The organism is Microbispora amethystogenes, assembly GCF_016863015.1.
GTDB lineage: Bacteria > Actinomycetota > Actinomycetes > Streptosporangiales > Streptosporangiaceae > Microbispora > Microbispora amethystogenes.
In genome coordinates, this window is record NZ_BOOB01000034.1 from 1 (window position 1) to 12,724 (window position 12,724).

The window sequence follows — 12,724 nt, forward strand, 5'->3', positions numbered from 1 at the left end:
GGCCGAGACGGTCACCGAAGCGGAACTCACGTAGTTGCCGTCGGCGTCCTTGTCGCCCGACACCGACGCCGAGACCTGCGGCGGCGTCGTGTCGGTGGGACCGGCGCTGGTGACCACGAGCTCGCCGACCATGCCCGCGTGACCGGGGATCATGCAGTAGTAGCGGTACGTTCCGGGGGTGAGGTTCACCTGGACCTCGTGCCTGCCCCCGCTCGTGTCGAAGGGGCTGGCCATGATGTTGACGTTGACGTCGTGGTTGTAGCCGGGGCTGGAGACGTCGAACGTCAGCGTGTGCGACATCCCGAAGGTGTTGCCGGTCGACTCGTTGGTCTCGAAGACGATCGTCACCGGGCCGGCCGTCGCCGTGGCCGGCGCGGACTTGTACTCGGTGTAGCTGTTGTCGGCGGTCCAGACGAGCGTCTGCTCCGCCGCCTGGCCGGCCTGCTGACTCTGGCTCTGGCTCTGTGCCGCGGCCCCGGCTCCCGACAGCCACACCGTCGGCAGTGCCACCGCCAACATCACCAGGACGATGCGTCCGAGCGTGGCAGGGGTTCTGAGCGCCCTCCGCAAACCACTGAGGAGGCCCGAAGAAGATCTGATGCGCATACCGTTGTACCTCTCAGGCCGGCGCGGCCATGACGGGCGGCGTCGCCGCTCCCACGGTCAGGGCGACGTTTGACATTATGATCACGGCGCGGCGCCAGGCGGGTGATCGGGGTGTGCGAAGAGGTCTCTTCGGCCCATCGTCCACTCCTTTGGTTGGGGGGTGCGACAGCAACCTTCGGAAGAACTGTCTGATCAGCCGCGGTGCTCACCGGCTCGCCGATGCCGGTGCCGTGACGTCCTCCATCCCTGCAGAGACCGGTGGCCGAATCCTCAGGCGCTACGGCGGAAAACGTAACAGTCTGGCAGCACTTAGTCCACATTGATGACAAAGTTCACTAGTTCGTTACCATTCTTATCGAAGAATCGGCGAAAGACCTGCTAGGCACCCCTTGAACTGCCCCTTTACCTGCGCGAATATCTCCGGACCGGGATGCCCTGCGCCCCGTAGGCCGGCCTCCGAGCCCCACCCCCAGCCCTCACGTCATATGCGCCGGCTCGCCGCCGGCACCCCCGACCCCCTCAGCTCGGACCACCCCCCGGCTCGCCGCACCCGGGCGAGCGCCGTCACCGATTGGGAACCATGACCGAGAAAAGCACCGATGCGACGCGACGCCTGTTCTCCCGCCGCGCCTTCACCACCACCGCGGCGACAGCCGCCGCGGTCGCGCCGTTCGCCGTGGCGAGTCAGGTCACCGCCGCGGCCGCGGACAAGACAGCGGACAAGGCCGCGGACAAGACGGCGGGTACGCCGGGCGACGTCCGTCGCATCACCCTGTACGCGGACAAACTGCCGGACGGTCAGCTGGGCTACGGCCTGGAGCCCGGCAAGCCCACGATCCCCGGCCCCCTCATCGAGATGATCGAGGGCGAGACCCTTGAGATCGAGTTCGTCAACAACACGGACGTGACCGCCAGCCTGCACGTCCACGGTGTGGACTACGAGTGGGACAGCGACGGCACGCGGATGAACAACAGCGTGGTGCAGCCGGGAGGCCGGTACGTCTACACCTGGCGCACCCACGCCCAGATCGACCGCCCGGACGGCACCTTCGCACCCGGCAGCGCGGGCTACTGGCACTACCACGACCACGTCGTGGGGACCGACCACGGCACCGGCGGCATCCTGCGCGGACTCTACGGACCCCTGGTGGTGCGCCGCACCGGCGACATCCTCCCCGACAAGACCTTCACCGTCGTCTTCAACGACTTGAAGACCAACAACCTCGCCCAGGCGCCCGACTTCACCGCCGAGCTCGGCGAACGAGTCGAGTTCGTCGTCATCGCCCACGGCAACTTCTTCCACACCTTCCATCTCCACGGTCACCGCTGGGCCGACAACCGCACCGGCATGCTGGAAGACCTGGAGGACCAGAGCCGGATCATCGACACCAAGACCACCGGGCCCGCCGAGTCGTTCGGCTTCCAGGTGATCGCCGGCGAACGCGTCGGCCCCGGGAAGTGGATGTACCACTGCCACGTACAGAGCTACTCCGATGCGGGGATGGCCGGGACGTTCACGGTGACCGGCGCGAGCGAGAAGGTGCCGCTGACCGTCACCGCCGCGTCCCGCTGCGTGGGCACGTCGGTGTACGTCGCGGTCACCGCCGTCAACCACGGCGACGTGCCGGCGACCGTGACGCTGACGACTCCGTACGGCTCGACGACCGTGGCCAATGTGGCTCCGGGCAAGCAGGCGTACCAGTCCTTCAACACGCGGGCCAAGCAGATCGGCGCGGGCAAGGTCACCGTGACCGGGACCGCGACGATCGGCGGCAAGAAGGTCACCTCGACCTACGAGACCGACTACAGCGCGATCAGCTGCGGCTGACCTGACACCGCCGGCACAGACCATCCTCCAGCCATCCTCCAGCCATCCTCCAGCTCGGACCACCCCCAGCTCGCCGCACCCGGGCGAGTGCTGTCACCGATTGGGAACCCATGACCGAGAAAAACACTGACGTGACGCGGCGCCTGTTCTCCCGGCGCGCCTTCGCCACCACCGCGGCGACAGCCGCCGCGGTCGCGCCGTTCGCCGTGGCGAGTCAGGTCACCGCCGCACCCGCGTCCACGGCAGCGGGCAGGACCGCGGCCAGGGCCGGGGTCAAGACCGCGGGCACGCCGGGCGACGTCCGCCGCATCACGCTCTATGCGGAGAAGCTGCCCGACGGCCAGCTGGGCTACGGCCTGGAGGCCGGCAAGCCCACGATCCCCGGCCCCCTCATCGAGATGATCGAGGGCGAGACCCTCGAAATCGAACTGGTCAACAACACCGACGTGACCGCCAGCCTGCACGTCCATGGTGTGGACTACGAAACCTCCAGCGACGGCACGCGGATGAACGACAGCGTGGTGCAGCCGGGAGGCCGGTACGTCTACACCTGGCGCACCCACACCCCGGGCGACCGCCCGGACGGCACCATCGAGCCCGGCAGCGCGGGCTACTGGCACTACCACGACCACGTCGTGGGCACCGACCACGGCACCGGCGGCATCCTGCGCGGACTCTACGGGCCACTCGTGGTACGCCGCACCGGCGACATCCTCCCCGACAAGACCCTCACCGTGGTCTTCAACGACATGAAGACCAACAACCTCACCCAGGCGCCCGACTTCACCGCCAAGCTGGGCGAACGAGTCGAGTTCATCGTCATCGCCCACGGGAACCTCTTCCACACCTTCCACATCCACGGACACCGCTGGGCCGACAACCGCACCGGCATGCTGCAAGGCCCGAAGGACCACAGCCGGATCATCGACACCAAGACCACCGGACCCGCCGAGTCGTTCGGCTTCCAGGTGATCGCCGGCGAACGCGTCGGCCCCGGAATGTGGATGTACCACTGCCACGTACAGAGCCATTCCGACATGGGGATGGCCGGGATGTTCACGGTGACCGACGCGAACGGGAACGTGCCGGGCCACTCCATGGACGACATGCCGGGCCACTCGATGAGCGGCATGTCAGGCCACTCCATGGACGGCATGTAACGGCGACGCCGTCCTACGCCGTGAATATCTCCTCGCGGGCCTGGTCGAGCGCGGCGAGGACGGCGCCGCGCAGCACCGGGTTGCCGTCCACCTGGCTGGTGATCACCTGAGGCGGTATCGGGCAGATGCGCGCCACGGCCTCCTCCACACGGCCGGCCAGGCCCTCCCCGCCGGCCCGGCAGACCTCCCCGGCCAGGACCACGAGGCCGGGGTCGAGCACCACGCACACCGAGGCCACGCCGAGCGCCAGTCGCGCGGCGACCTCGTCGAGCAGGGGCTCGCCCGCGGCGCCCGCCGCGACCGCGGCGGTCACGCAGTCGGCCGCGGTGGCTCCGCCGAAGCCGTGCTCGCGGGCGAGTTCGCCGACCGCCTCCGAGCTGACCAGCGACTGCAGGCCGCCCCGCAGCGACGGCAGCCGCCCGGGGATCGCCCGCACGTCGTCGGCGAGGGGCACCCCGGGCACCGGGAGATATCCGATCTCCCCCGCGCTGCCCGACCTGCCGCGGTGCAGGCGCCCGCCCAGGACGACGGCCAGGCCGATGCCCCGGCCGACCCAGACGAGCACGAAGTCGTCGGCCTCGCGGGCGGCGCCCCGCGCGCGTTCGGCGATCGCCGCGAGGTTCACGTCGTTCTCGATCGTGACGTCCCGGCGCAGGTCCCGCGCCAGCGCCTCGTGGATGCCCTCGTGCCACTGCGGGAGGTCGAAGGAGAAACGCACGTCCCCGGTGCGGGGGTCCACGACGCCGGGCGTGCCGATCACCACTCCGCGCAGCCGCGACAGCGCGACTCTGCCGCCGCGGCAGGCCTTGACGACGGCGGAGTGCACCAGCGACACCGGGTCGTCCGCGCCGTCGGGGGACGCCGTCACCTCGGCGACGACGTGGCCGTTGATGTCGGCGATCGCCGCCGACACCCGGTCGGGCCCCACGTCGAGCCCCGCGACGTACGCGCAGGAGGGGATCACGCCGTAGAGCGCCGCGTTGGGGCCGCGGTTGCCCGCCTGCTCCCCCACGACCTCCACCAGGCCGCGCTCCTCCAGGCGCGCGAGCGTCTGCGAGGCCGTGACCTTGGACAGTCCGGTGAGCTGGCCGATCTGGCCACGCGTCAGGGGACCCGAGGCGAGCAGCAGTTCCAGGGCGGCCCGGTCGTTGATCTCCCGGAGCAGCCGGGGCACGCCAGGACGTCGCTCCATACTCCCGCTTCCCCTCGTCTGAGTCTCCCGCTCACCGTCGGCGCGCACCCGCACGGCCCCTCCGATTCGCCGGGCCCCCGTCGGCATCCCACCACGGGCGCCCGTGAACGACGCGCGCCCGTGAACGAGCAACAAAGTTTTCAGCAAAGCTTAGCGAGCCGGGAGGCGAGGAGAACGCGCCGGTCGCCGCTCCCGGTAACGCTCCCACCAGTCATGAGGATGGCTCATATGACCGCGCGAGCCGGACGAGACGAGGGAACGCCATGACCGAGACGGCCCGACAGCCGCAGGCCCCGCCCCGCCGCGGGCTGCCGGCTCCCCCGTGGCCGCTGGTCATGCTCATGACGGGCGTCGTGCTCCTGTTCGACGTGGTGCGGGTGTTCCTGCCGTCCCTCATCACCCTGTACGGCCGGGCGGGCGAGACCTCTCCCGAACGCATGGGGCTGTACGCCGCGCTGTGGTTCGTCCTGCCGTTCGCCGCGATCCCCGTGGCGCGGCTCGTGTCGCCCCGGATCGTCCTGGTGGCGGGCGCGGCGGCGCTCGCCGCGGCCCGGCTGTGCCTGCAGGGCGCGAACGGGGGCACACCGCAACTTCTGCTCGCCTCCGCCGGGGTCACGGCGGGGCTGGTCTTCCTCTACGGCTGCGCGCGCACGACCCGGGGCGCGTGGGTGCCGGCCGGGCTCACCGGCGGCCTGGCGGGCGCGTCGATCCTCCATCTGGCCATTGACCGGGTGGACCTCGTCTGGCGGGACGGGCCGCTGCCCTGGCTCGCCGTGGCCGCGCTCTGCGCTCTCTTCCTGTGGGCCGCCTTCCTGGGGTCCGTACGGCTCTCGCCCGCGTCGCCCGGCCCGGCCCCGGCGGCCCTGTGGTTCGCGTTCGGCCCGATGCTCCTGCTCGCGGGCATGTACGGCGGCGGCTCCGGCCTCGTGCCGCAGGAGGCCGGGCAGCACAGCGGGGCCTACACCGCAGTGATGGTCGCGTTGCAGGCCGGGGCGTGGTGCGCCGCCGCGGTGTGCGCCTGGACGGCGCCGTGGAACCGGACGGCATGGAACTGGACGGCGGGGCTCTTCCTGGTCGCCGGGGTGGCGGGGACGGAGGCCGGTCTGACCGGCCTCACCGCCCTTGTCGCGACCGTCGCCCTCGGCGCCTGCGCCGCCGCCATCGGACAGGACACGGGCGGACAGGACACGGGCGGACAGGACACGGGCCCGCAGGACACCGGCGGACATGACACGAGCGTGCGCCCGGATGTGGCGGCCCGGCGTGCGGGCGTCGCCGTGCTCGGCGGGATGCTCGTGTTCCTGGTGGCGGTCTTCCTCTACTACGCCGCCTTCGACGCCGATCTGGGGTTCCCCAACGCGGTGGTCCCGGTCGCGGTGGCCACCCTGATCGCCGTCATCGCCTTCCGGCGCGGCCGACGGCATCGGTCCGCACCCGTGCGACGGGCGCCGCACCGGTGGGGCTCGATCGCGCTGTCGATCGCGCTGCTGATCGGGCTCATCACCTGGCAGCCCCTCCCCCCAGAGAGGCCGATCACCGGGAACGAGTTCACCCTCGTGGCGTACAACATCCGGATGGGCTTCGGGCTCGGCGGCCGGCTCGACCTCGACCGGATCGCCGCCTGGGCCGCGTCTCGGCGTCCCGACGTGGTGCTGCTCAGCGAGGTCGACCGGGGCTGGCTGCTCAACGGCGGGCACGACGACCTGGCGCGGATCGCCCGGGGCCTCGGGATGCGCTGTCACTTCGCCCCCGCCGCCGACCGTCTCTGGGGCGACGCGCTGCTCACCAACCTGCCCGTCACCGAGATCGGCTCCACCCGGCTGAACCGGCACGGCTATCCGACCGGCGCCCAGGCCCAGTCGATCGTGCTGCAGGTCGGCGACCACGAGGTGGGGATCGTCAACACCCATCTGCAGGAGCCGCGGGGCCAGGCGCCCGAGGTCGCGGCGATCGCCCGGCGGCTGGCCGCGGCGGCCCTCCCGCCTGGCGTCGGCGTGGCCGATCCGCGGCCGGTGATCGTGGCGGGCGACCTCAACACCACGCCGTCCGATCTCCAGATGCGCGCGCTGGAGGCCGCGGGCCTGACCGATCCGCTGCGGGCGCTCGGCGACCCGCCGACCTCGCCCGCCGACGCTCCCGTGCGGCGGATCGACCACGTGCTCATCTCGAAGGGGCTCACGGTGGTGGCCGCCGACGTCCCCCGGGTGCCGTTCTCCGACCACCTCCCGGTCGTCGTACGCCTGCGGGTGGGATGAGACCAGGGTGAGAACGGAGGCCGCGTCCTACCGAGGCCAACCAGGCGGGATAATCGGCTACATGCGACTTTCTGCCCGTGTCGACTACGCCCTCCGTGCCGCCGCCGAGCTCGCCGCCGCGGGCGAGGGACCCACAACGGTGGGCGAGCTGGCCAAGGGGCAGGAGATGCCCCCCAAATACCTGGAGAACATCCTGCTCCAGATGCGCCGCGCCGGCCTTGTACGCGGTCAGCGCGGGCCCGAGGGCGGCTACGTGCTGGCCCGCCCGGCCGCCGCGATCTCCCTCGCCGACGTGATCCGCGCGGTGGACGGCCCCCTGGCCAACGTCAGGGGCGAGCGGCCCGAGCACGTCGGCTACCAGGGCGCCGCCCAGGCGTTGCAGCAGGTGTGGATCGCGCTGCGGGCGAGCGAGCGGGCCATCCTGGAGGAGGTCAACCTGGAGCAGATCGCCAAGGGCGAACTGCCCGCGCGGGTGACCGAACTGGCCGCCGACCCGGCGGCCTGGGACTCGCACACGCCGGTGTGAGCCGCCCGTCACTGGTCGGCCCCTGATCGAGGCGGGAGGATTGCGTGCCGGAGGGTGACTCGGTCTATCGGGCCGCGAAGCGCCTGCGAAAGGCCCTCGACGACCGGACGCTGACCCGCAGCGACTTCCGGGTGCCCCGCCACGCCACCGCCGATCTGCGCGGCCGGGCCGTGCTCACCACGATCCCGCGCGGCAAGCATCTCCTGACCCGGGTGGAGGGCGGGCTCACCGTCCACACGCACCTGCGCATGGAGGGCAGCTGGCGGGTCGGCCCGGCGGGCCGGCCGGTGCCCCGGGGCGACGTGGTGCGGCTGGTCCTCGCGAACGCCGAGTGGCAGGCGGTCGGAACCCGGCTGGGGATGGTCGACCTCGTGCCCACCGGCCGTGAGGACCGCGTCGTCGGGCATCTCGGCCCGGATCTGCTCGGGCCCGACTGGGACCCCGCGCAGGCCGTACGCAACCTGCTGCTGGAGCCCGGGCGGACCATCGGCGAGGCGCTGCTCGACCAGCGCGTGCTGGCCGGGATCGGCACGATCTGGCGGGCGGAGACGCTGTGGGCCGCGCGCCTGTCGCCGTGGCGTGCCGTGGGGTCGATCCCGCCGGAGGCACTGGAGTCGCTGGTCTCGACCGCGCACCGGCTGATCGACGCGAGCAAGGACGCGCCGTTTCCGATGACGAGCGGTGATCCGCGTCCCGGCCGGTCACTTCTCGTGTACGGCAGGGCACGCCGTCCGTGCCGGCGGTGCGGCAGCCCGATCGGCAGGGCGGAGATGGGTCCGCAGCCGTCCGAACGGCTCATCTACTGGTGTCCCGCCTGCCAGCGCCCATAGTGGCGCGAGGGGAACACGAACACGGGGAAAGAAGCACAGGGAACAGTCGTGATACAGCCCGGCACATGCCGGACACTGTGCCGCGGCACCAGGGGTGCCAGGGCAATACCGACCACACACCCGGGGCTGGGCGTCTGTCGTCGGGCACGGCGACACGACCTTGCCACGGGGCGAGGCCCGGGCGGCGGAAGCGCCGTCTACGCGGCGACCATGTCCTTGACCTCGGGGAAGCCGTCGAACTCGGGGCCGGCGGGCACGGTCTCGGGAATCGGCAGCCGCTCGTGCTCGGGCAGCTCCGCGAGCATGGGGGCGGCCTGCAGTTCGGCGAGCGCGAACTGGTCGGACACCTCACGCAGCACCTGGGACAGTGGGACACCCAGTGCGCCGCAGATCGAGGCGAGCAGCTCGGAGGAGGCTTCCTTCTGGCCGCGTTCGACCTCGGACAGATAGCCGAGTGAGACACGGGCCACGGTGGAGACCTCGCGAAGGGTGTGATTCTGCCGCACCCGCAGCCGCCGCAGTACGTCACCGAGCAGCTGACGCAGCAGGATCATCTGTCGCTCCCTCCCCAGGGGGGGCGCCTTCACGACGCCTCGCACGGTGGGCTCATGTCGCCCCTTCTTCATCTGCCCTTCGTACATACGCCTCGCCGTCATCATTGGTTCGCTCGGCCCCTTCGCCGGGCGTGCGCCTGTCTTGCTCCTCGCCGATGGCTCACGGACCTCACTCACAGCTCCACCGTACCTGTAGAGGGCGACACCGCGGCAGACCGTGGCGAGCATGTTCGCTGGGGACGTAACGCGGTAATCACCCGAGATGTTCCCCCGAATTTGCCTGGAGCACACCTTCCAACAGGTCCAAAGCCTCCCGGCAGGTCGCCTTTCTGATCTCGTCCCTGGTCCCGGTCAAGAGCAGGTCACGGTGCCAGAGCCGCTCCCCCGGCCCCGCCAGGGCGATGTGGACCGTGCCGACCGGCCTGCCGTCCTGCGGCTCGGGGCCGGCGACCCCCGTCACCGCGAGACCGTAGTCCGAATCTGTCAGTTTACGCACCCCGGTCGCCATGGCCGCCGCCACGTCCGGGTGCACCGCCCCCTCCCGCTGCAGCAGGCCGGGCGGAACGCCGAGGATGCCCGCCTTGAGGTCGGTGGCGTAGGCGATCACCCCTCCCCGGAAGGCCGCGGAGGCTCCCATGGGCTCGGTCATCGCGGCCCCGATCAGGCCGCCCGTCAGCGACTCGGCCACGGCGGCCGTCGCTCCCCGGCGGACCAGCAGGGACAGCACCTGCGTCGCCACGCTCGTCATATGGTCCGCGCCCTCTTCGCCACCTGCCGCAGCCGCACCGCGCGCACCACGTAGTCGGCGCCGGTCCCCACCGTGACCACCAGGGCGAGACCCATCGCCGTCCATCTGGCCAGGTCGGGCACGGCGGGCACGATGTAGAGCGCGATGGCCACGATCTGCAGCACGGTCTTCACCTTGCCCCCGTAGCTGGCCGGGATGACCCCGTGCCGGATCACGAGGAAGCGCAGCAGCGTCACTCCCGCCTCACGAGCGATGATCACGATGGTGACCCACCAGGCGATGTCACCGAGGTACGACAGGCACAGCAGCGCCGCGCCGATCAGCGCCTTGTCCGCGATCGGGTCGGCGATCTTGCCGAAGTCCGTGATCAGCGCGTACTTCCTGGCCAGCCAGCCGTCGAGCTGATCGGTGATGGAGGCGAGCAGGAACACCCCCAGCGCCGCCAGCCGCCAGGCCTCGCCCTCGGCGAACAGGAAGACGACGAAGACGGGCACGATCGCCAGGCGGGCGATGGTCAGGGCGTTCGCGATGTTCCAGGTGCTGACGCGGCGGGCCGCCCCCTCCTCGCCGTCGGCGGGCGGAGGCGCCACGGGCGCGGGGGGCGCCACGGGAGCCGGTGTCGCGGGGGCGGGGGTCACAAGCGCAGGAGGCGCGACGGGGACGGCGGCGGCCGGCGACGGCCCGATCTCCGCGGTCGCCTCGACCGTGGTCTCTACTGAGGCCTCTACCGCGCCCGCCACCTCCACCGGCGGCTCGCCGCGCTCCGTCATGTGCCTGCCTTGATCCGGGCGATCAGGTCGACCCCCTCGGAGTCGACCGCGACCGCCTGCACGATCTGCCCGGGGACCAGGCCGATGCCCTGCACCGTGACCGCCCCGTCGACCTCGGGACCCTGGTGCGCCGCGCGGCCCTCGTAGCCGCCGTCACCGAGGTCCTCCTCGATGAGCACCTCCAGTTCGGTGCCGATGCGCTCCTCGGCCCGCTGGGCGGTCAGCTCCTCGGCGAGCTCGGTGAGCGTCGCCACGCGTTCGTCGATCACGTCCTGGTCGAGCTTGTCCCCGAAGCCGTACGCCTCGGTGCCCTCCTCGTCGGAGTAGCCGAAGACGCCGATGACGTCGAGCCTGGCCTCCTCCAGGAAGCCCACCAGCTCCTCGAACTGCTCCTGGGTCTCCCCCGGGAAGCCGACGATGAAGTTCGACCTGACGCCCGCCTCCGGCGCGCGCTCGCGGATCTGGTCGAGGAGGTCGAGGAAGCGCCGGGGGTCGCCGAAGCGCCGCATCCGCCGCAGCACCGGCCCGCTCGCGTGCTGGAAGGACAGGTCGAAGTAGGGCGCGACCCCCTCGGAGGAGGCGATCACGTCGAGCAGCCCCGGCCGCAGCTCGGCGGGCTGCAGGTAGCTGACCCGCACCCGCTCGACGCCCTCGGTCTCGGCCAGCCGCGGCAGCAGCTTCTCCAGCGCCCGCAGGTCGCCGAGGTCCTTGCCGTACGACGTGGAGTTCTCACTGACCAGCACCAGCTCCTTGACGCCCTGACCGGCCAGCCAGGCGGCCTCGGCGAGCAGGTCCTCCGGCGCGCGCGAGACGTACGAGCCGCGGAAGGCCGGGATGGCGCAGAAGGTGCAGCGCCGGTCGCAGCCCGAGGCGAGCTTGAGCGAGGCGACCGGCCCGGAGCCGAGCCGCTTGCGCAGCGTGCGCGGGCCGCTCGCGGGGGCGACGCCCTGCGGCAGCGGGTCCTCCTGGGCGTGGCCGGGAATGTGCGCCCGGGCCGCCGAGCGCTCCACCGGGCTGATCGGCAGCAGCGTGCGGCGGTCCCGCGGGGTGTGCGGGACCAGCGGCCTGCCCGCGAGGACGTCGTCGAGCCGCTCCCCGATCTCCGCGTAGTCGTCGAAGGAGATGACGGACGCCTCCGGCAGGGCGTCGGCGAGCTGCGCGCCGTACCGCTCGGCCATGCAGCCCGCCGCGACCACCTTCGCGCCCGAGTCGGCCGCGGCGAGCAGGGTGTCGATGGAGTCCTTCTTCGCCGAGTCGATGAAGCCGCACGTGTTGACGACGACGACGTCCGGGTCGTCGTCACCGGTCTGCCACCCGGCGGCTTCGAGCCGCGCGGCGAGCTCCTCTGAGTCGACCTCGTTGCGGGCGCAGCCCAGCGTGATCAGCGATACGGTTCGGCGAGAAGACATGATGCGAACTACGGTATCGGCAGTCGGCGATTAACGGGGACTCGGGCCGCCCGCGGCGAAGGTCCGCCGCACCATCTGACCGTCCTTGCCGGGCGCGCCGAGGTCCCTGCCGTTGACCACGAGCCGCACCGCCCCGGCGTCGGCGATGACCAGCTTCACCCGGTCCCTGGCCGAGTACGTCGTGGTCTTGCCCTCCGGCAGCGTGCCCTCGAAGATCGCCTTGCCCTTGGCGTCCTTCACGGCGATCCAGGACGGCTTGCGCGTGGTGACCTTGACCACCACGAGGCCGGGCCCGAAGGCCTCCTCCAGGCTCCGGCCCTCCCGGGCCCCCTCGTGGTGCACCTGCCCGTGCTGGGCGGGCGCCGGGACCCGTACGGCCGTCGGGCCCGTCCTGTCTCCCGAGCCCCCGAGCATCCGCGCGACGACGACGATCACGACGATGGCCAGGGCGACCGCGACGGCCATCGTCCAGCCGGAGCCCCGGCGGCCCCGCTCACGCAGCACGGCGGCCCCTCCGAACAGCGCCGACGTCCTGACCGGGGAGTCGCCGTCCGGGTGCTCCTGCGCGTACTGCCGCACGAGCTCGTCCGGGTCCAGGCCGAGGCCGGACGCGATGGTACGGAGGTGGGCGCGCGCGTAGAAGTCGCCCACCGAGAAGTCGTCCCCCTCGAAGCGCGCGATGACGCCCTCGCGGATCCGCGTGCGCTCGCTGAGCTGACGCACGGACAGCCCGGCGCGCTCACGGGCCTCGGCCAACGCAGCACCTACGCTCATCGTTAAGCCCCCTGTCTTCCAGACCGCCCCACAATGCGTAGTTAGTCCCATTCAATCAGCTACCGACTACGA

The 12,724-nt window shown here is 71.6% G+C and carries 12 protein-coding genes; 5 read left to right on the plus strand and 7 right to left on the minus strand.

The window, feature by feature from the left end; all coding sequences use genetic code 11:
* Positions 1–519: cupredoxin domain-containing protein (locus Mam01_RS21485; protein ID WP_204287032.1), on the minus strand; the 519-nt coding region annotated here is incomplete at its 3' end.
* Between the two features lie 667 nt (positions 520–1,186).
* Here Mam01_RS21485 and Mam01_RS21490 point away from each other — a divergent pair.
* Positions 1,187–2,434 carry a multicopper oxidase domain-containing protein gene (locus Mam01_RS21490; protein WP_204287033.1) on the plus strand — a complete coding sequence of 416 codons (1,248 nt, stop codon included), beginning with the start codon at positions 1,187–1,189 and terminating at the stop codon, positions 2,432–2,434.
* 110 nt (positions 2,435–2,544) lie between these two features.
* Positions 2,545–3,594 carry a multicopper oxidase domain-containing protein gene (locus tag Mam01_RS21495; protein ID WP_204287034.1) on the plus strand — a complete coding sequence of 350 codons (1,050 nt, stop codon included), beginning with the start codon at positions 2,545–2,547 and terminating at the stop codon, positions 3,592–3,594.
* A gap of 13 nt (positions 3,595–3,607) precedes the next feature.
* On the opposite strand, the gene Mam01_RS21500 is transcribed toward Mam01_RS21495, so the two are convergent.
* Positions 3,608–4,786 (minus strand): ROK family transcriptional regulator, encoded by a 1,179-nt coding sequence (locus Mam01_RS21500; RefSeq protein WP_204287035.1) that lies wholly within the window; start codon positions 4,784–4,786, stop codon positions 3,608–3,610.
* Between the two features lie 263 nt (positions 4,787–5,049).
* Between Mam01_RS21500 and Mam01_RS21505 the strand changes: the two genes are divergently transcribed.
* From Mam01_RS21505 to Mam01_RS21515, 3 genes are all read left to right on the plus strand, one after another.
* Positions 5,050–7,041: an endonuclease/exonuclease/phosphatase family protein gene (locus Mam01_RS21505; RefSeq protein ID WP_204287036.1), complete on the plus strand. Its 1,992-nt coding sequence runs from the start codon at positions 5,050–5,052 to the stop codon at positions 7,039–7,041.
* Between the two features lie 61 nt (positions 7,042–7,102).
* Positions 7,103–7,567: an RrF2 family transcriptional regulator gene (locus tag Mam01_RS21510; protein ID WP_204287037.1), complete on the plus strand. Its 465-nt coding sequence runs from the start codon at positions 7,103–7,105 to the stop codon at positions 7,565–7,567.
* Between the two features lie 44 nt (positions 7,568–7,611).
* Positions 7,612–8,397: a DNA-formamidopyrimidine glycosylase family protein gene (locus tag Mam01_RS21515; protein ID WP_204287038.1), complete on the plus strand. Its 786-nt coding sequence runs from the start codon at positions 7,612–7,614 to the stop codon at positions 8,395–8,397.
* Positions 8,398–8,594: 197 nt separating this feature from the next.
* Here the strand turns inward: Mam01_RS21515 and Mam01_RS21520 are convergent, their stop codons facing one another.
* The 5 genes from Mam01_RS21520 to Mam01_RS21540 form a co-directional block, all read right to left on the minus strand.
* Positions 8,595–8,951, minus strand: coding sequence for a helix-turn-helix domain-containing protein (locus tag Mam01_RS21520; protein WP_204287039.1), 357 nt, complete (start codon positions 8,949–8,951; stop codon positions 8,595–8,597).
* A 253-nt stretch (positions 8,952–9,204) separates the two neighbouring features.
* The gene (locus tag Mam01_RS21525; protein WP_204287040.1) at positions 9,205–9,699 is read right to left on the minus strand and encodes a CinA family protein; all 495 of its coding nucleotides are present in this window, start codon (positions 9,697–9,699) and stop codon (positions 9,205–9,207) included.
* Positions 9,696–10,469: a CDP-diacylglycerol--glycerol-3-phosphate 3-phosphatidyltransferase gene (pgsA, locus tag Mam01_RS21530; protein WP_204287041.1), complete on the minus strand. Its 774-nt coding sequence runs from the start codon at positions 10,467–10,469 to the stop codon at positions 9,696–9,698. Before pgsA ends, Mam01_RS21525 begins: the two co-directional genes overlap by 4 nt.
* Positions 10,466–11,878: a 30S ribosomal protein S12 methylthiotransferase RimO gene (rimO, locus tag Mam01_RS21535; protein ID WP_204287042.1), complete on the minus strand. Its 1,413-nt coding sequence runs from the start codon at positions 11,876–11,878 to the stop codon at positions 10,466–10,468. The genes pgsA and rimO overlap by 4 nt, the downstream gene beginning before the upstream one ends.
* A gap of 30 nt (positions 11,879–11,908) precedes the next feature.
* Complete coding sequence (locus Mam01_RS21540) at positions 11,909–12,652, minus strand: helix-turn-helix domain-containing protein (RefSeq protein WP_204287043.1); 744 nt, start codon at positions 12,650–12,652, stop codon at positions 11,909–11,911.
* Positions 12,653–12,724: the final 72 nt, after the last annotated feature.